General features: G+C 72.9%; 13 protein-coding genes. 10 read left to right on the forward strand and 3 right to left on the reverse strand.

What is annotated here, in order from left to right; translation table 11 throughout:
• The first annotated feature begins 156 nt into the window (after positions 1 to 156).
• The 10 genes from LXT21_RS09645 to LXT21_RS09690 all read left to right on the forward strand — a co-directional run bounded on the left by LXT21_RS09645 (position 157) and on the right by LXT21_RS09690 (position 12,583).
• On the forward strand, positions 157 to 534 hold the full coding sequence (locus LXT21_RS09645) for a response regulator (RefSeq protein ID WP_254037825.1): 378 nt from the start codon (positions 157 to 159) through the stop codon (positions 532 to 534).
• Positions 531 to 2,576, forward strand: a complete 2,046-nt coding sequence (locus LXT21_RS09650) for a chemotaxis protein CheA (protein WP_254037826.1) — start codon at positions 531 to 533, stop codon at positions 2,574 to 2,576. Before LXT21_RS09645 ends, LXT21_RS09650 begins: the two co-directional genes overlap by 4 nt.
• Entirely contained in the window at positions 2,573 to 3,019 is a 447-nt protein-coding gene (locus tag LXT21_RS09655; protein ID WP_254037827.1) for a chemotaxis protein CheW, read from the forward strand. The genes LXT21_RS09650 and LXT21_RS09655 overlap by 4 nt, the downstream gene beginning before the upstream one ends.
• Positions 3,000 to 5,540, forward strand: a complete 2,541-nt coding sequence (locus LXT21_RS09660) for a methyl-accepting chemotaxis protein (RefSeq protein WP_254037828.1) — start codon at positions 3,000 to 3,002, stop codon at positions 5,538 to 5,540. Before LXT21_RS09655 ends, LXT21_RS09660 begins: the two co-directional genes overlap by 20 nt.
• The gene (locus LXT21_RS09665) at positions 5,537 to 7,912 is read left to right on the forward strand and encodes a HEAT repeat domain-containing protein (protein WP_254037829.1); all 2,376 of its coding nucleotides are present in this window, start codon (positions 5,537 to 5,539) and stop codon (positions 7,910 to 7,912) included. Before LXT21_RS09660 ends, LXT21_RS09665 begins: the two co-directional genes overlap by 4 nt.
• 10 nt (positions 7,913 to 7,922) lie before the next feature.
• Entirely contained in the window at positions 7,923 to 8,747 is an 825-nt protein-coding gene (locus tag LXT21_RS09670; protein WP_254037830.1) for a CheR family methyltransferase, read from the forward strand.
• Positions 8,744 to 9,787, forward strand: coding sequence for a chemotaxis-specific protein-glutamate methyltransferase CheB (gene cheB / locus LXT21_RS09675; protein WP_254037831.1), 1,044 nt, complete (start codon positions 8,744 to 8,746; stop codon positions 9,785 to 9,787). The genes LXT21_RS09670 and cheB overlap by 4 nt, the downstream gene beginning before the upstream one ends.
• Before the next feature lie 127 nt (positions 9,788 to 9,914).
• Positions 9,915 to 10,880 carry a fatty acid desaturase family protein gene (locus LXT21_RS09680; RefSeq protein ID WP_254037832.1) on the forward strand — a complete coding sequence of 322 codons (966 nt, stop codon included), beginning with the start codon at positions 9,915 to 9,917 and terminating at the stop codon, positions 10,878 to 10,880.
• A gap of 160 nt (positions 10,881 to 11,040) precedes the next feature.
• A complete protein-coding gene (locus LXT21_RS09685) occupies positions 11,041 to 12,162 on the forward strand; it encodes a PilZ domain-containing protein (RefSeq protein WP_254037833.1) in 1,122 nt (373 codons plus the stop codon).
• A gap of 28 nt (positions 12,163 to 12,190) precedes the next feature.
• The gene (locus LXT21_RS09690; RefSeq protein WP_254037834.1) at positions 12,191 to 12,583 is read left to right on the forward strand and encodes a response regulator; all 393 of its coding nucleotides are present in this window, start codon (positions 12,191 to 12,193) and stop codon (positions 12,581 to 12,583) included.
• Here LXT21_RS09690 and LXT21_RS09695 read toward each other — a convergent pair.
• The 3 genes from LXT21_RS09695 to LXT21_RS09705 form a co-directional block, all read right to left on the reverse strand.
• On the reverse strand, positions 12,547 to 14,067 hold the full coding sequence (locus tag LXT21_RS09695; RefSeq protein ID WP_254037835.1) for a PAS domain-containing sensor histidine kinase: 1,521 nt from the start codon (positions 14,065 to 14,067) through the stop codon (positions 12,547 to 12,549). The genes LXT21_RS09690 and LXT21_RS09695 overlap by 37 nt on opposite strands.
• Positions 14,068 to 14,620: 553 nt before the next feature.
• On the reverse strand, positions 14,621 to 16,405 hold the full coding sequence (locus LXT21_RS09700; RefSeq protein WP_254037836.1) for a monovalent cation:proton antiporter-2 (CPA2) family protein: 1,785 nt from the start codon (positions 16,403 to 16,405) through the stop codon (positions 14,621 to 14,623).
• Positions 16,406 to 16,515: 110 nt separating this feature from the next.
• A complete protein-coding gene (locus LXT21_RS09705; RefSeq protein ID WP_254037837.1) occupies positions 16,516 to 17,997 on the reverse strand; it encodes a potassium/proton antiporter in 1,482 nt (493 codons plus the stop codon).
• Positions 17,998 to 18,007: the final 10 nt, after the last annotated feature.

The following is an 18,007-nucleotide window of genomic DNA, read 5'->3' on the forward strand; positions in this document are numbered from 1 at the left end:
CACGGGAAGCGTGAGACCTTCCGAGGGCTCGCACTGCCGGTGACTGTCCCAACGTACGATTGTCAGCCACTGGAAGGTGGCGGACGGGGGGCCTCGCCGTTCTCTTTCCAGCCCGAGAAATCGCTCTAGGTTCGCGGTCCGTCTTCAGGGGAATCCATGGCAGAGGTGCTCGTCGTCGATGACAGCAAGGTGATGCGGGACATGGTGGTGGCCTGCCTGAGGCCCTATCCGGGGCTGAACTTCACCCATGCCTCGAGCGGGCTGGAGGCCATCGAGCGCTTGTCGCTGAGCCCGTACGACCTGCTGGTGCTGGACCTGAACATGCCGGACATCGGAGGCATCGAGGTGGTGGAGTTCGTGCGGGGGCAGGACAAGCTGCGCGCGCTGCCCATCATCATCGTGACCACGCGGGGTGACGAGGCGTCGCGCGCGAGGGCGCTGGAGGCGGGCGCCACCCGCTTCATGACCAAACCCTTCACCCCCGACGCCATCCTCGCGGAGGCGCGGGGGCTGCTGGAAGAGAAGCGGGCTTGACCGCTTCCGTGGACCTCGCGGACTTCCTCCCCGCCTATCTGGCGGAGGTGGAGGAGCTGCTCGACTCGGCGCACCGCCACCTGCTCGCGGTGGAGGCCAGCGCGCGCCGTGGCGCGGCCCACCCCAAGGCCGTGCGGGAGCTGTTCCGCGCGCTGCACACCATCAAGGGCCTGTCCGCCATGGTGGACGTGGAGCCCATCGTCTCCATCTCCCACTGGATGGAGACGTCCTTGCGTCAGGCGGACCAGGCCGGCGGGCGGCTCCCCGAGGCCAGCGTGGAGCCGCTCATGGAGGGCCTGCGCGCGGTGGAGCAGCGCATGCGCCAGCTCGCCTCCGGCAAGCCCGCGGCCGCGGTGCCCTCGGGGCTGCTGGAGCGGCTGGAGGCGCTGGAGTCCTCGACGACGGCGCCGGGGACCTCGCGGCCCGTCGCGGCGGTGCTCGACGAGACGCTGGCGCTCGGCTCGAAGCTGACGCCCACCGAGCGCGAGCAGCTCACCGCCTCCGCGGGTGGCCGCCGCCCCGTGCGGGTGGACTTCATCCCTGGCGCCGAGCGCGCCGCCAAGGGCGTCACCATCAACAGCGTGCGCGAGCGGCTGGCGGCGCTGGGGGACCTGGTGAAGGTCGTCCCGCTGTCGGGGCCCGTGCCTGGGGGCGGCTCGCTCACCTTCGTGCTGCTCTTGAGCACCGAGGCCGCGGACGCAGTGCTGCTGGATGCCGCCGGGGGCGAGCCCGCCCTGGTGCGCCCGCTGGCCGGCGAGCAGGCCCCGGCGCCCGTGCCCGCTGTGAGCACCCCGGCGCGGCTCGATGGAGACCTGGACGAGGAGCCGGAGGAGACGCGGCGCGGGAGCGGCACCCTGCGGGTGGAGGTGTCCCGGCTGGACGAGGCGCTGGAGCGGCTGGCGGCGCTCGTCGTCAACCGCTCGCGGCTGCAGCGCGCGGTGGCGGACCTGACGGCGGCGGGCGCGCCCACGCGCGAGTTGCGCGCCATCCTCCAGGAGAATGCGCGCCAGCTGCGCGACATGCGCGCGGCCATCCTCCGGCTGCGCATGGTGCGCGTGGGGGATGTGCTGGAGCGGCTGCCCCTCCTGGTGCGCGGGCTGCGCCGGGCCACGGGCAAGGCGGTGCGGCTGGAGCTGGACGTGGGCGACGCGGAGCTGGACAAGGCGGTGGCGGACCGGCTGATGCCCGCGCTGGTGCACCTGGTGCGCAACGCGGTGGACCACGCGCTGGAGTCGCCCGAGGAGCGCCGCGCGGCGGGCAAGGCCCCGGAGGGGCTGGTGCGCCTGGCGTGTCATGCGCAGGCCAACGGCTTCGTGGAGCTGCTCGTGCGCGACGACGGGCGCGGCGTGGACGGGGCGGCGGTGGCGAAGCGCGCGGGCGCGCCGACGCCGCGCACGGAGGATGACGTGCTGGAGCTGCTCTGCCGGCCGGGCTTCTCCACGCGCGAGTCGGTCACCGCCACCAGCGGGCGCGGCATGGGCATGGACATCGTCCGGCGCATCGTCGTGGACCAGCTGGGCGGGGAGCTGCGCATGGAGACGCGGCCCGGTGTGGGCACCACGTTCCGGCTGCGCGTGCCGCTGACGATTACGCTGCTGGACGCCATCGTCTTCGAGTGCGCCGGCGGGCGCTACGCGGTGGCGGTGTCGTGCGTGGAGGAGCTCTTCGAGGTGGACGCCTCGCGCGTGGTGCGCCCCCCGGGCGGGCGGGGCGTGGCCCTGGTGGAGCGGCGGGGGCAGGCGGTGCCGCTCGTGTGGCTCGAGCGGCTCTTGGGGCAGGGGACGGCCGTCGCGGCGGACGCGGTGCCCGCGCGGGCGCTGTTGGTGCGTCAGCGCGGGGAGCTGGTGGCGTTCGGCGTGGGGCGGCTGCTCGGGCAGCAGGAAATCGTCCTGCGTCCGCTGGAGGACCCGTTGGTGAGGGTGCCCGGAGTGTCGGGCGCCACGGACCTGGGGGATGGCCAGCCCACGCTGGTGCTGGACCTGCCCACGCTCGGCGCGTCGCGCCGGTCGGGGGGCGGGGGACGAGAGGAGCGCGCGACATGAGCGTGCTGCATGTGGTGTTCAAGGTGGACGGCGCCGAGTACGTGCTGCCGGCGTCGAACGTCCTCCAGATGGAGTCCTTCAACGGCGCCACGCCCGTGCCGGGCGCACCCGCGCACGTGGCGGGGCTGGTGCAGGTGCGCGGCCGGGTCATCCCGGTGGTGGACGCGCGGCGCCGCTTCGGGCTGCCGCCCGTGGAGCGCTCGCTGGACACGCGGGTGGTGGTGGGGCAGCTGGGCTCGCGGGTGGTGGGGCTGCTCGTCGACAGCGCGCGCGAGGTGCTGAAGGTGGACCCGGGCCTGTTCAAGCCGCCGCCGCCGCTCGTCACCGAGGGCGCGCAGGGTTTCGTGAAGGCCGTGGCGCAGGTGGGCCCGCGGCTGGTGATGCTCATCGATTTCCCCCGAGTCATCGGGGAGGAGACGCCGGATGGCGACGCAGGACACTAGCGCCCCCCAGGGGCAGGACGACGCGCGGGGGCTGGCCGAGCGCCTGGCCCGGAGCCTTCGCGAGAGCACCACGCTGCTGCAGGAGCTGGAGGCCATGGCCACGCGCGTGGCCGGCACCGGCAACGAGCAGGCCGCCGGCTCCGAGCAGGTGCGCGCCGCCATCGAGGTGGTGGCGACGCACGTGGAGCAGACGGGGCTGGCGGTGCAGTCGCTCGTGCGCACGCAGCGCACGGTGAGCGACTCCTCGCGCCAGCTGCAGCAGGAGTCGGAGGCGACGGCGGGCTCGGTGGAGGAGGTGAGCGCGTCGGTGTCGAGCGTGCGCAAGGACGCCGCCCACCTGTCGGCGGAGGCGGACACCACCGCGGCCACGCTGGAGCAGGTGTCGCGCTCGGTGAAGGGTGTCACCTCCAACGCCGAGGACCTGGCCGCCTCCAGCGAGCAGCTGCTCGCGTCCATGACGGAGATGAGCGCCACCGTCGCGGACCTGGTGACGCGCAACCAGTCCGGCGCGGCCTCCGCGGAGCAGGTGGGCGCCACCATCGAGGAGATGGCCAAGGGCATCTCCCGGCTCGCCTCGGACGCGCAGGTCGTCGGCGAGCGCACCACGCAGGTGGCGAACGCGGTAGGCGTGCTGGGCCGCTCGCTGGGAGAGGTGGCGCGTGACGCGACCTCCATGGCCTCCAGCGTGGAGGAGGTGGCGGCGACGTCGGAGGAGCTGGCGCGCAGCGTGCGCGGCGTGGCGGAGAGCGCGCGCGTGTTGGAGACGCATGCGACGTCCAACGCCTCCACCATGGAGGAGGTGGCCGCCAGCGTGGAGGAGGTGGCCGCCACCGCGGAGAAGAACGCCGCCGTGGTGGACGCCAACGCCTCCACCATCGAGGAGCTCGCGCGCTCGGCCCAGGCGGTGGCCAAGGCCGCCGAGGCCATCAACGCCCAGGCCTCCTCCGGCGCCTCGGCCTCCACCCAGCTGGAGTCCTCCACGCGCCGGGTGGCGCAGATGATGGAGGAGGCTCGCGCCACCGCGGACCGGGTGGGCACCCTGGCGCGCGAGGGCGGCGCCACCGTGGGGCGCTCCATCGCCGGCTTCGGCCGCATCCGCCAGTCCATCGTCGAGTCGTCGGGCGTGATGAAGGAGATGGCCAAGCGCGCCGAGGAGATTGGCGACATCGTCCAGACCATCAACCTCATCGCCGACCGCACCAACCTCTTGTCGCTCAACGCGAGCATCGAGGCGGCGCGCGCCGGGGAGCACGGCCGGGGCTTCGCGGTGGTGGCGGAGGAGATTCGCGCGCTGGCGGACCGGGCGGCGGCGGCCAGCTCGGACGTGGCGAAAATCGTGCGCGGGCTGCAGACGACGGCGCGCGAGGCGGCCACCGCCACCGGCGAGGGCATGCGCGCCTCGGACGAGGGTTCGGCGCTGGCCACCGAGGCCGAGCGCGCGCTGTCCACCATCCTCAAGGGCGTGGACGATTTGGGGCAGAACGTGCGCGAGGTGAGCCGCGCCACGGGCGAGCAGGTGCAGGCGGCGCAGGCGCTCGCGCAGGGCAACGTGCGCATGAGCGAGCAGGGGCGCCTCATCGCCACGTCCGCCACGGAGCAGGCCCAGGCGGCGCAGTCCCTGTCGCAGGGCGGCTCGGAGATGCGGCGCATGGCGCGCCAGACGATGCAGGCCTCCGGGGAGCAGGCGCGCGCGCTGCGCGACGTGGTGCGCGCCAACGGGCAGCTCGCGGAAATCTCCCAGAAGGTCTCTCGCGCGGTGCAGGAGCAGGCCGCGGCGTCCTCGGACATGTCCAAGGGCGCGGCGCAGATGCGCCAGCTGGTGCAGACCGTCAGCAACGTGGTGGGGGCGCAGAGCAAGGAGGTCACCGGCGTGAGCGCCCTGGCGCAGGACATGGCCAGCACCACGCAGCGCACGCTGGCGGGCCTGTCCGAGCAGGCCAAGGCGGCGGCGGAGGTGACGCGGGCCATGGAGGTGACGCGCAAGGAGGTGGCCCAGTCCTCGCGCGGCATGGCGGAGCAGGCCCGGGCGCTCAAGCAGGCCGAGGCGGCCAGCCGGCAGGTGGCGCAGCTGGCGGGCTCGGTGACACGGGCCACCGACGAGCAGGCCCAGGCGCTCGTGGCGCTGGTGAAGGGCGCGGACGAGGTGCGCCGGGTGGCCAAGGGCACGGCACGCGCACTGGACGAGCAGGCGGAGGTGCTGGGCTCGCTGGCGGTGTCCGCGCAGCGGCAGGCCACCGGCATCGCCTCCGTGGCGCGCGCCAGCGCGGAGGCCACCCAGGTGACGGAGGGGCTGGCCCGGGGCGTGGAGGAGATGCGCACGCGGGCGCGGGAAATCACCGTCACCACCGCGCAGCAGGTCCGCGCCGCGGCGAGCAACGCGGCCGAGGTGCGCGAGGTGTCCACCCGGCTGGGGCAGCTGTCGCGGATGCAGGCGGAGCAACTGGAGAGCCTGTCGCGAATGGGGGGCACGAAGCCTCCCGAGTCGACGGGCGCGGAGCTGGCGAGGGAGCGGCAGGCATGACGGCGACGACGTCTTCGGCGGTGGGCGCCTCGCCCCTGTTCCTCTCCGCGGAGGACCGGGCGCAGGTGGACGCGGTGGAGCAGCTGGCGCGCGGCGGCCCGGACAACCTGGCGCGGCTGGTGGCCGGGCTGGACACGCCGAGCTGGGCGGTGCGCCGCGCGGTCGTCGCGGCCCTGGCCCGGCTGGGCACCCAGGCGGTGCCGCCCCTGTGCGAGGTGCTCAGGAGCCGCCGCGACAGCGAGGCGCGGCTGGCCGCGGCGGTGGAGGCGCTGGTGGCCTCCACGGGCGCGGTGGAGGAGTCGCTCGAGGTGCTGGCGGACAACCCCATCGCGGCCATCGTCTGTGACGCCGCGCAGGTGCTGGGCCGCAGGCGCAGCCGGCGCTCGGTGCCGCTGCTCGCCCGGCTCACCGTGCACCCGGACGACAACGTCGCGGTGGCGGCCATCGAGGCGCTGGGCCGCATCGGCGGCGGCGCGGCGGTGGACGCGCTCCTGGCGGCGCTGGGCAGCGGCAACTTCTTCCGCATCTTCCCCGCCATCGACGTGCTGGGGCGCTGCGGCGACCCGACGGTGGTGCCCGCGCTGCTGGGCCTGCTCGCGGACCCCTTCTATTCGCTGGAGGCCGCGCGTGCCCTGGGGCGCACGGGCCAGGACGCCGCGGTGCCCGCGCTGGTGGGGCTCTTGCGCCGGGGCAACGACAGCCTGGTGCGCGTGGTGGCGGTGGCGCTGGTGGACATCCACGAGGCGCAGGTGCAGCGCTTCGGCGGCGCGCGCGCGGTGCAGGCGGCGCTGCGCTCCGGCGGGGACTTGTCCGTGCTGGGCCGCAGGCTGGCGCAGGCCATCAGCAACGCGGACTCGGCGGAGCGGGCCTCGCTGGCGCGGCTGCTCGGCTGGGTGGGCGGGCAGGACGCGGCGATGGGGCTCCTGCGCCTGTTGGACGCGCCGGACCCGACGGTGGCGCGCGCGGCGGCGGCGGCCCTGGCGGAGCTGGGCTCGGACGCGGACGACCAGATCCTGCAGGCGCTGCGCGACGGGGACAGCGCCCGGCGCCGGGTGCTCTTGCCGCTGGTGGGGCGCCGCGTGGCGTCCGTGCCGGAGGTGCTGGTGTGCCTGGAGGACCGGGACGCGTCGGTGCGCGCCATGGCGGCGGACACGCTGTCGCGCATCGGCGACCCGTCCGCGGTGGGCGCGCTCTTCGAGCGCCTGGTGGACGACGACCCGCGCGTGGTGCAGGCGGCCACGGGCGCCATCCAGTCGCTGGGCAGCGACAGCACGGAGGCGCTGGCGCTGCAGGCGGCGCGCTCCCCGGACGCGCGGCTGCGCCGGGCGGCGCTGCGCATCATCTCCTACTTCGGCTATCCCCGAGGCCTGGAGGTGCTGCTGTCGGCCATGCGCGACTCGGACGAGCGGCTGCGCGACGCGGCCATCTACGGCCTGCCCTTCATCGAGGATCCGCGCGCGGTGGACGCGCTGCTGACGGCGGCCACACACGAGTCGGAGCGCACGCGCGCGGCGGCCATGCGCGCCTTGGGACAGACGCAGAAGGAGGCCCGCATCACCAGCCTGCTGCTGGGCGGCCTCAATGACCGCGACCCGTGGGTGCGCTACTACGCGTGCCAGTCGCTGGGGAAGCTCAACGAGGAAGCCGCCGCGGACGCCATCGTCGCGCTGGCGGACGACGACGCGGGCCAGGTGCGCGTGGCGGTGGTGGACGCGCTGGCCCACATGCACACGGAGAGCGCCATGACGGCGCTCCGGCGCGCGGCGGCCAGCGCGGACGCGGACGTGCGGCGCGCGGCGCTGCTGGGCCTGGGCGTGGCGCGCCGTCAGGACGCGCTGCCGGTGCTCCTGGAGGCCGCCTCCTCCGAGGACGCGGCCACGCGGCTGGTGGCCCTGTCCGCGGTGGCCGAGTACGAGGCCCCGGAGACCTTGCCCGCGCTCCTGCGCGCCGCCAGTGACAGGGACGACAGCGTGCGCAGCGCGGCGGTGGGCTTCCTCGCCACGCGGCCGGGCATCCCGTCCACCCAGGCGCTGGTGTCGCTCTTGGGGGATTTGACGGTGCGCGAGCGGGTGGTGAGCGCGCTGGCCCTGCCCATGGAGGGGCGGCTGCCGGGGCTGCTCGCCGCGCTGGACGTGGCGGACGAGGTGACGGCGCCCCTGCTGGTGGCGGCGCTGGCGCGCATGCGCCGGGCGGACGCGCGCGCGGGCCTGCTCCAGGCGCTGGAGACGGCCAGCCCCGCCGGACGCCGCGCGGCGGTGCCCGCCGTGGGGGCGCTGGGCACGGTGGAGGCCCGCGACGCGCTGGAGCGCGCCTCCCTCCGCGACGACGACGAGGAAGTGCGGCGCGCCTGCCTCGTGGCACTGGGGCGGTGACAAGGACGCCATGCCCTCGTTGCCGATGTCTCCCCAGGTGTTCGCCATCCTCGCGGCGCTCATCGAGCAGCGAGCCGGGCTGCACTACTCGCCCGAGGACCGAGAGTTGATGGCGGACAAGGTGTCGGACCGCGCGCTGGAGGCGGGGTTCGACTCGCTGCTCGATTACTACTACTTCCTGCGCTACGACCCGGCGGGCTCCGAGGCGCTGGACGCGTTGGTGGACTCGCTGCTGGTCCACGAGACGTACTTCTTCCGCGAGGCGCAGCCCCTGCTGGTGCTCGTGGAGGACGTGCTGGTGCCCCAGGTGCGTCAGGGGCGCAAGCCCCGCGTCTGGTGCGCGGCGTGCTCCACCGGCGAGGAGCCCCTGACGCTGGCGATGATGCTGGCGGACCGGGGCGTGCTGTCCGGTGTGGAAATCGTCGCCAGCGACTTGAGCCCGCGGGCCCTGGAGCGCGCGCGCTCGGGGGACCACAACCTGCGCTCGCTGCGCGCCCTGCCACCGGGCGTGGAGGGCCGCTGGCTGGAGCGAGGCGTGGAGGGGCGCGTGCGGGTGAAGCCCGAGCTGGTGGACGCGGTGCAGTGGAAGCGCATCAACCTGGTGGACGAGGCCGCCGTGGCGCGGCTGGGCGCCTTCGACGCCATCCTCTGCCGCAACGTGCTCATCTACTTCCAGGACGACACGGCGCGCCGGGTGGTGGCGTCGCTGGCGAGCGTGCTCAAGCCCCGTGGCCAGCTGCTGGTGGGCACTTCCGAGTCGCTCATGCGCTTCGGCACCGCGCTCTCCTGCGAGGAGCGCCGGGGCGTCTTCTTCTACAACAAGGCGGACGCATGATGACCCCAGCCCCCATCCGCGTGCTGGTGGTCGACGACTCGGCCTTCGCGCGCAAGGTGCTCAAGCAGGTGCTGTCGGGCGCCACGGACATCCAGGTGGTGGACACCGCCCGGGACGGCCTGGACGCGCTGGAGAAGGTGGCGGAGCTGTCGCCGGACGTGCTCACCCTGGACCTGGTGATGCCCAACCTGGACGGGCTGGGCGTGCTGCGCGCCCTGTCCTCCATGGAGCACGCGCCGCGCGTCGTCGTGGTCAGCAGCGCGGGCGAGGAGAGCGAGCTGGCGGTGTCCGCCCTCCAGAGCGGCGCGGTGGAGCTGGTGCACAAGCCCACCGCGCTGGCCACGGACCGGCTCTACGAGCTGGGCGCGGAGCTGGTGGAGAAGGTGCGAATCGCGGCCCGCGCCGCGCGGCGCCCCGTGGCCTCGCCCGGCCACCCCCTGTCCTCCGCGTCCCCGGACGCACTCGCGTCCGCCCGGCAGCTGGTGGTGGTGGGCACCTCCACCGGTGGCCCGCAGGCCCTGACGAAGCTGCTGTCGGAGCTGCCCGCGGACTTCCCCGCGCCCATGGCGCTCGCGCTGCACATCCCCCCCGGCTACACGGAGGCGGTGGCGCGGCGGCTGGACGCGCTGTGTCCGCTGGAGGTGCGCGAGGCGGAGGACGGCATGGAGCTGTTCCCCGGGCGCGTCGTGCTCGCCCGCGCCGGCCAGCACCTCAAACTGGAGCGCCACGGCGCGCTCAGCCTGGTGCGCCTGGACCGTCACCCCCTGCGCATGCCCCACCACCCCTCCGTGGACGTGCTCTTCCAGAGCGCCGCCCGCGTCTGGGGCAAGGACGCGGTGGGCGTGGTGCTCACCGGCATGGGGGAGGACGGCCGCGACGGCGCGCGCGCCATCCGCGAGGCGGGCGGCGTGGTGCTCACCGAGTCGGAGAGCTCCTGCGTCGTCTACGGCATGCCTCGCGCCGTCGACGAGGCGGGTTTGACCACCGCGAGCGCGCCCCTGAACGGCATGGTGCAACTCTTGCGCTCCCACTTGCGCTGAATCCCGGGAAGCGCGGGTGGGGAGAGCGTCGCCCGCTCTCCTACACGGCGAGAGGCAGAGGGAGGCCTCGCTGGAGGGCGAGCGATTGATTTGGGCCTTCACTGGGGCGTAGGGCACACTGCGCGCCATGCTCCGTTACAGCGCCGACATCCGCACCCTCCTCTGGTGCCTGGCGATGCCCGTGGTGGCCCTCTCGATGTTCTGGGCCCCGTCGCTCATCCCGTACCTGTGCCCGCTGGCGTGCTACCTGGCGCTGTCGGCGGGTGTCATCGCCCACAACCACAACCACAGCCCCACCTTCCGCAACCGGAAGATGAACGAGGCGATGGGCATGTGGCTGTCGTTGTTCTACGGCTATCCGACCTTCGTCTGGATTCCGACGCACAACCTGAACCACCACAAGTTCGTGAACAAGGCGGGCGACGCCACCATCACCTGGCGCTACTCGAAGAAGCACAACTTCCTCGTCGCCTTCCTCTTCCCCTTCGTCTCCACCTACTGGCAGCAGGAGCCGACCAAGGCCTTCATCGAGAAGGCGCGCGCGCGCAACCCGGCCCTGTTCCGCCAGATTGTCCTCCAGTACATCGTCTGGGGCGGCACCCACGCGGCGCTCGTCGCGCTGGCGATGTATCTGCACGGCATCGGTGGTGGCCTGCGCGTCTGGGTCTTCGCGTTCCTGATTCCGGCGTTCTTCTCGCTGTGGACCATCATGTTCTTCAACTACATCCAGCACGTCCACGCGGACCCCTGGAGCGAGCACGACCACAGCCGCAGCTTCACCGGCCGCCTCATCAACTTCTTCCTCTTCAACAACGGGCTGCACGCGGTGCACCATGAGACGCCGGGGCTGCACTGGAGCCTGCTGCCGGAAGCGCACGCCAAGATTGCCGCCTCCATCGACCCGCAGCTCAAGCCGGTGAGCTTCTTCGGCTGGTGCTTCCGCTCCTATGTGCTGGCGCCCCTGTTCCCCCGCTTCGGCACCACCCAGGTCGGCCGCGCGCCCTATGACCCGCCCCAGGGCGGCGCCGTGGACGTGTCCTTCGGCGATGAGCTGCAGGCGGTGGACTCCGGGGTGAATGTCGCCCGCGTCTGACGTCGCCCGCACCGAAAGGTCGGGCTGATTCTCTCTGTCCTGTATTCCTCATCTCTCCCTGGAATCCGACCAGGGGGAGTATTCACCGTGTAGCTGTTTCCCATATCTCGCCAACAACGCGAGCGGCGGGGCCGGGGGGAACCAGACACGGAGAATCCGCATGAGGATGGCCTCAGGCCCTGTCCGGCCCGTCATCGGCGAGGCGCCCGGGGCGCCCCGTGTCCTGTGGGTGGGCGTGGTGGGCGAGGCGTGGCTGTGTTTGTCGCGCGCCGCCCGGGCGCTGGGGTGTGAGCCGGTGCAGGCGGCCATCGCGGGTGGAGTGGCCCATGAGCCCACCTCGCGAGCGCGGCCCCGGCTGGTGCTGGTCCACTGGCGGCAGGTGCGCGAGCGCGGCCCCGGGGGCCTGGGCGGGCTGAAGGCGCGCGTGGGCGCGTCCGGCGCGCCGCTGGTGCTGGTGGCCGAGCCGGAGACCCCCGCGGAGGTGCTGGAGGCGGCGGACGCCGAGGGCATCGAGGACTGTCTGGTGACGCCGGTGAGCGAGGCGGCCGTGCGCGCCCGGCTGTCCGCGCTGTTGGGCAAGAGCCCCGTGGCCCCTCCGAGCGAGCGCTACAGCCCGCGCGTGGTGCTGCTCGCGGGCGCGGGCGGCGCGCGCACGTGGACGGGGCTGGGCTCGCTGCTGGAGGCCTCTGGCCACCACCTGCTCTACAGCGCCACCGTGGAGGGCGCCGCCACGCGGGTGGAGGAGCACGGCGCCCGGCCCCACCTGCTCGTCGTCGCGGGCGACGGAGCCTGGGGTGGGGTGTGGGCCCGCGCGGGGGTCACGGCGCGCGCGCTCCTGGAGGGAGTGCCGTCCCTGTCGGTGACGCCCGCGGAGTGCGCGCGGGCGGGGGCGCTCCTGCCGCGCGTGCACACGCTCCTGGGCCGCGACGGCGCGTCGCTCCGGGTGGAGGAGCGGGTGCCCTTCTGCTGTCCGGTGGAGTTCGCGGAGGGCGAGAGCAAGGGCGCCGCGTGGACGTCGGGCGTGTCCTTCGCGATGAGCCCCGCGGGCCTCTTCGTGCGCACGCTGGTGCCGGCGCGGCCCGGCGCGGCGGTGACGCTGCGGCTGCACCTGCCCACCACGGGCGAGCGGCTGGAGTCCCATGGCGTGGTGGCGTGGGCCAACCCCTGCGCGCGGCGCGAGGGCCTGTGCGCGCCCCACGGCATGGGGGTGCGCTTCCTGGGCATGGGCCCTCCGCGCCTGATGCACCTGCGGCAGCTCTGCCAGGCCACGTCCCCCGCGTGAGCACCCAGCTCCCCCTCCAGGAGGCGTCATGCGGCGCAAGAAGGTCCTGCTGGTCGACGACTCGCACACGGTGTTGATGCTCCACCAGATGATGATGGTGGAGCGCGGCTACGAGACGCTCATCGCCCGCGACGGGCTGGAGGCGCTGGCGCGCGTGGCGGTGGAGGCACCGGACCTGGTGGTGCTCGACATCCACATGCCGCACCTGGATGGCCTGCAGACCTGCCGCGCGCTGCGCGAGCGTGAGCCCACGCGCCACACGCCCATCATCCTGTGCAGCACGCGCATGGAGCCCGCGAGCGTGCAGGCGGGCTTCGACAGCGGCTGCACCGACTACCTCACCAAGCCCTTCGCGGGCTCGGAGCTGGCGGCGCTGCTCAACCGCTACCTGGGCTCGGAGCGCGGCACGCGCGGCGACTGAGCCTGGGGCCGGGCTGGCAGCGAGCGGCGCGGCAGCGTCACCGTGAAGGACGTGCCGTCGTCCTCGGTGGAGCTCACCTCGATGCCCCCGCCGTGCGCCTGGACGATTTCCCGGACGATGTAGAGCCCCAGCCCGTAGCTCATCTTCAGCGTGCGCGTCGTCTGCGGGCCGCTGCGGAAGGGCTCGAACAGGTGCGGCAAGAGGTGCGCGGGGATGGGCCGCCCGCCGTTGTGCACCTCCAGCACCACCTTGTTGCCGCGCGTGGCCCGGACCTCCATCCGCACCGGCGTGTCCGAGGGGCCGAACTTCAGCGCGTTCTCCAGCAGGTTGCTGGCCACCTGGCCCAGCCGGTCCGGGTCCCACATGCCCTGCGTGTTGCCCTTGTGCTCCACCTCGATGACGCGCTCGGGGTAGGCCACGCGGAACTCGTGCGCCACGCGCAGGGCCAAATCCTTGATGTCCATGGGCCGGGGCTCAATCGCCACGCCGCCCATCAGCCGGGTGCGCGTGAAGTCGAGCAACAGGCGCGTGAGCCGCTCGATTCGCACCGCCGCGGTGGCGATGCGCTGACTGGTGCGCCGGGCGTCCTCGGCGGTGCCGGACTCGGCCATGACGCGCGACCAGTTCATGATGGCGCCCAGGGGGCTCCTGATGTCGTGGCTGACGATGCCCATCAGCTGCTCCTGGAACTCGGAGTGGCGGCGCGCCTCCTCCTCGGCCCACTTGCGCTGGGTGATGTCGCGGCTGATGCCGAACAGCCCCACCACCTTGCCCTCGCCGTCGCGCAGCACGCCCTTGGTGCACAGCCACACGCGCGGGCCCTCCACACCCGGCTGCGCGTCCTCGTAGGTGACGGTGCGGCCGAAGGCGAGCACCTCCCTGTCGTTGGCGGCGTTGACGCGGGCGACCTCGGGCGCGAACAGCTCGTGGTCCGTGCGGCCCACCATCTGCTCCACCTCGTAGCCCACCGCGCGCGCGCCGGAGGCGTTGATGAGCTGGTAGCGGCCCTCCAAATCCTTCGTGTAGACGGAGTCCGTCGTCCCCTCGTGGATGGCGCGGAACACCTCGCTCGCGCGGCGCAGCTCCTCCTTCGCGCGCTTCTCCCCGCTGATGTCCCGGCAGTGGACCAACAGGCCCCCGGGCACCACGCGCGCGCGCACGTCGAACGTCGAGTCCCGCTCCGGCCAGCCGTGCTCGAAGCGCGTGGCGGGCTGCTGGGTGGCGGGCTGCTCGAAGCGCAGGTGGCGGCGCAGCTCCAGCAGCTGGGGGCACGCGCGGCGCACGTCGTCGCCGACCGCGGCGGTGCCTTCCAACAGCTCCGCCATGCGCGGGCTCACGTAGGTGAAGCGCCAGCCGGCGTCGAGCGTGAAGAACGCATCCGGCAGACCCTCGAGGAGCGCATGCAGCGGTACGCCGGACGACGCCTCGGAGGGGAGGGTCGGGGCCGGGGAACGCGGGCGCTTCTTTGCGGGGGTGGAGGGCATGCGTCGTGGTTTTCGCGGGGGGAGCTGGAGGACGAGGAGAGAAGGAGGGGCCGTGTCAGGAAGGAGGACAGGCTGCCTCGGGATTCTCCGGGCTCCTCATCGAGAAGGTGCTCCGCGCAAGGGGGCGCCGTGGCGCGGCGCCCGTCCCCCGCGCACGGGGTGACGTCGTCAGCGCGTGGAGCCCCCGCGCTTCCGCGTGGGCCGAGGCACGGAAGGGGGCGAACTTGAGTGCTGCGGTGAGGCCGAAGCGCATCCGGGCAGAACCATACTCCGCTCCGTGTCTGGCGCGAGCGGCCCCCGCTGCTCCTTCCTCGCTCGGTGCGCTCCAGGTCCCTGCCTGCCGTTCCGAACGGCCGGTTCTTGCAGCGTGACTGCAATTCGGCCGGCCGGATGCGCCCAGGGTGAATGCGGGTTCAGATAACCTGGGAAACTGGGTGGGTCTTGGATGTGGCGTTTTCGTCTGGAGTCCGGAATCCCGGGGAGGTGGGGTTGCCCGGTCCGGACGTGGTGAGGGGCCCTGTCCAGGAGCCCCCGGCTCGCGGGGGCGGGCGGCTCAGGCGGACTTCTTCTGCTCGGCGTCGTCCTGTTCGAACAGGCGCTCCAGCTCCTTCCGGGCGCGGGCGGCGGCCTCCACCAGCCTGGCTTCGTCGCGGTGGAAGCGGGCCGTCTCGCGCAGGAGCTTCTCGTCGTGCTCTCTCAGGCGCTCCATGACGCGGTGGCTCTCGGAGAAGGTGAGCCCCATCGTCTGGAGGATGTCGCCGCCCAGCTCCATGCTGCCGGCGAAGGTCTCTCGCATGACGTGCTCGATGCCCAGGTCCAGCAACTGGTAGGCGTGCACGCGGTTCCTGGCGCGCGCGAAGATGACCAGGTGCGGGAAGTGCTCCTTCACCGTCTTCGCGGTGCGCAGGGAGGCCTCCATGTCGTCGATGGCGAGCACGAAGACGCGGGCCTTGTCGGCGCGGGCGGCGCGCAGCAGGTCCAGCCGGGACGCATCGCCGTAGAACACCTGGCTGCCGAAGCGCTTCATGAAGTCGATGTGCTCGGGGCTCGCGTCGATGGCGGTGAACCCGATGCGCTTGGCGCGCAGGAGCCGGCCCACCACCTGACCCACGCGGCCGAAGCCGGCGATGATGACGGGGTGGTCCTCCTCGGGCGCCACGTCGAACTCGCGCGTCTGGGCCTTCTTCTGGAAGCGGGGACGGACGTAGCGCTCGTAGGCCGCGTAGAGCACGGGCGTCGTGGCCATGGACAGGCCCACGACGACGACGAGCAGGTCCGCTTCGTGCGCGCTCATCACGTGGAAGGACACGGCGAGCGCGAAGAGGACGAAGGCGAACTCGCCGCCCTGGGAGATGACCACGCCCAGGCTGAGCGAGGGCTCGTTCTCCTTGAGGCTGAAGCGTCCCAGGCCGTAGAGCACCGCGCCCTTGAGGGCGACGAGGCCCAGGACGAGGGCGGTGATGAGCACGGGCTGCTCGACGATGAGGCGCAGGTTCACGCTCATGCCCACGGCGATGAAGAACAGGCCGAGCAGCAGGCCCTTGAAGGGCTCGATGTCGGCCTCCAGCTCGTGGCGGTACTCGGACTCGGACAGGAGCACGCCGGCGAGGAACGCGCCGAGCGCCATGGACAGGCCCACGGCGTTGAGCAGGGCGGCGGTGCCCACGACGACGAGCAGCGCGGTGGCGGTGAACAGCTCCTGGCTGTGGAACGAGGCCACGGCGCGGAAGAGGGGACGCAGGAGGAAGCGGCCTGAGAGCACCACGCCCGCGAGCACGGCCACCACCTTGAGGCCGGTGAGCCAGCCGGGCTCGGGGGACGTCGTGTTCGTGTGGCCCAGCAGGGGCAGCAGCGCGAGCAGCGGGATGACGGCCAGGTCCTGGAACAGGAGGATGCCGAAGGCCAGGCGTCCGTAGCCGGTGGTGAGCTGGTTGCGCTCGGCGAGCAACTGCAGGGCGAAGGCGGTGGAGGACAGCGACAGGCCGAAGCCCGCGATGATGGACGCGCCGGGCGACAGGCCGAACAGCCAGCAGACGCCCGCGAGCAGGGCGCCGGTGACGAGCACCTGCGCGCCGCCCACGCCGAAGACGGAGTGGCGCAGGCTCCACAGGCGCGAGGGCTGGAGCTCCAGGCCGATGACGAACAGCAGCAGGACCACGCCCAGCTCGGAGAAGTGGAGCACGTTCTCCACGTCGCCGATGAGCCTCGCGCCCGAAGGACCGATGACGGCGCCCGCGACGAGGTAGCCCAGCACCGAGCCCAAGCCGAGCCGCTTGAACAGCGGGACGGACACCACCGCGGCCGCCAGGAACACCAGCGCCTGATGCAGGAAGGACATGAAGCCGCTTCCTGTCACGGACGCCTGGGACGAGCAATCACAGCCACGTCACGCGCCGATGCTTCGAAGGCAAAGCATCGGCGCCTCTGCGCGGGCCAGCCCTCGTGCGCCTACGCGTCCTCCTGCTGGCCGAAGAGCAGGCGCAGCAGCGGCAGGTCCTCCGCGTGGCCGAAGACATACACGTGGTCGCCGGGCTGGAACACGGTGTCGCCCTTGGGCGCGAGCAGCTCCTGCCCACGCACCAGCAGCATCGCCGCCGAGCCCGGTGGGAAGGGCAGGTCCGCCAGCCGCTCGCCCGCCACCGCGGACGCCTTGTCGATGTAGAACGAGCTCAGCTCACCCTTGAGCAGCTGCGTGGACGCGATCTCCAGCACCGCCTGGGGCGGCTCGGGCACGTTGGCCGCGAGGCCCAGCTTCCTCGTCACCCACGGCACCGTGGCCCCGGGGATGAGCCCGTTCACCACCACGATGAAGAACACGATGTTGAAGATGTCCCGCGAGCCCGGCGCGTTCGCCAGCACGGGGAACGTCGCCAGGATGATGGGCACCGCACCCCTCAACCCCACCCAGCCCGTGTAGACCATCTCCCCGAAGGGGAACCGGAACGGCAAGAGGCACAGGAACACCGCCAACGGCCGCGCCAGGAAGGCGAGCACCAACCCCAACCCCAACCCCTCCCACGCCACCTCCACCAGGTTTCGCGGATACACCAGCAACCCGAGCACCAGGAACATCAGCACCTGGGACAGCCACGCCAGCGCGTCGTGCACCCGCAGCAGGCCCGTGCGGTAGCGGATGGTCTCGTTGCCCAGCGCGATGCCCACCACGTACACCGCCAGGAAGCCGCTGCCGTGCAGCAGCGTGGGCAGGCCGAAGGACAACAGCGCCAGCGCCAGCGTCATCACCGGGTACAGCCCCGCCACGCGCAGCCGCAGGCGCTTGAGCAACAGCCTCGCGCCCAGGCCCATCGCGAGCCCCAGCCCCGCGCCCACCACCATCTGCACCACCGCCTCCACCGCCAGCTCCCACCCCGGCGCCTTGCCGCTCGCCAGCGTGTGCGTCAGGCCCGTGGTGAGGATGACGGCCATCGGGTCGTTCAACCCCGACTCCAACTCCAGGGTCGTGCCCACGCGCTGCTTCAGGTGCAGCCCGCTGCCGCGCAGCACGGAGAACACCGCCGCCGCGTCCGTGGACGACACGATGGCGCCGAGCAGCAACGCCTGCGTCCACCCGAAGCCGAAGAGGAAGTGCGCCGCCGCGCCCATCAACGCCGCCGTGGCCACCACCCCCACCGTCGCCAGCGCCGCCGCCGGACGCAGCGCGGAGCGGATGGCGGACAGCGGCGTGTTCAGGCCGCCGTCGAACAGGATGAGCACCAGCGCCACCGTGCCCAGCCGGAAGGCGAAGCCGTAGTTGTCGAAGGCGATGCCGCCCGGGCCGTCCGAGCCCGCCGCCATGCCCACGCCCAGGAACAGGAGCGCCACGGGGATGCCGAAGCGGCCGGAGGCCCGGCTGAACAAGACGCTGAGCGCCAGCAGCGCTCCGCAGACGGCGAGCAGGAACGCGGTGGGGAGCGGCTCCGTGGTGAGCATGGACGGGCGA

The sequence above is a fragment of the Myxococcus guangdongensis genome, assembly GCF_024198255.1.
GTDB lineage: Bacteria > Myxococcota > Myxococcia > Myxococcales > Myxococcaceae > Myxococcus > Myxococcus guangdongensis.

Excerpts from the sequence above, each read along its gene's own strand:
- LXT21_RS09645 (WP_254037825.1), top strand. The coding sequence starts at position 157 with ATGGCAGAGGTGCTCGTCGTCGATGACAGCAAGGTGATGCGGGACATG.
- LXT21_RS09655 (WP_254037827.1), top strand. The coding sequence starts at position 2,573 with ATGAGCGTGCTGCATGTGGTGTTCAAGGTGGACGGCGCCGAGTACGTG.
- LXT21_RS09660 (WP_254037828.1), top strand. The coding sequence starts at position 3,000 with ATGGCGACGCAGGACACTAGCGCCCCCCAGGGGCAGGACGACGCGCGG.
- LXT21_RS09665 (WP_254037829.1), top strand. The coding sequence starts at position 5,537 with ATGACGGCGACGACGTCTTCGGCGGTGGGCGCCTCGCCCCTGTTCCTC.
- LXT21_RS09670 (WP_254037830.1), top strand. The coding sequence starts at position 7,923 with ATGCCCTCGTTGCCGATGTCTCCCCAGGTGTTCGCCATCCTCGCGGCG.
- cheB (WP_254037831.1), top strand. The coding sequence starts at position 8,744 with ATGATGACCCCAGCCCCCATCCGCGTGCTGGTGGTCGACGACTCGGCC.
- LXT21_RS09680 (WP_254037832.1), top strand. The coding sequence starts at position 9,915 with ATGCTCCGTTACAGCGCCGACATCCGCACCCTCCTCTGGTGCCTGGCG.
- LXT21_RS09685 (WP_254037833.1), top strand. The coding sequence starts at position 11,041 with ATGAGGATGGCCTCAGGCCCTGTCCGGCCCGTCATCGGCGAGGCGCCC.
- LXT21_RS09690 (WP_254037834.1), top strand. The coding sequence starts at position 12,191 with ATGCGGCGCAAGAAGGTCCTGCTGGTCGACGACTCGCACACGGTGTTG.
- LXT21_RS09695 (WP_254037835.1), bottom strand. The coding sequence starts at position 14,067 with ATGCCCTCCACCCCCGCAAAGAAGCGCCCGCGTTCCCCGGCCCCGACC.
- LXT21_RS09700 (WP_254037836.1), bottom strand. The coding sequence starts at position 16,405 with ATGTCCTTCCTGCATCAGGCGCTGGTGTTCCTGGCGGCCGCGGTGGTG.
- LXT21_RS09705 (WP_254037837.1), bottom strand. The coding sequence starts at position 17,997 with ATGCTCACCACGGAGCCGCTCCCCACCGCGTTCCTGCTCGCCGTCTGC.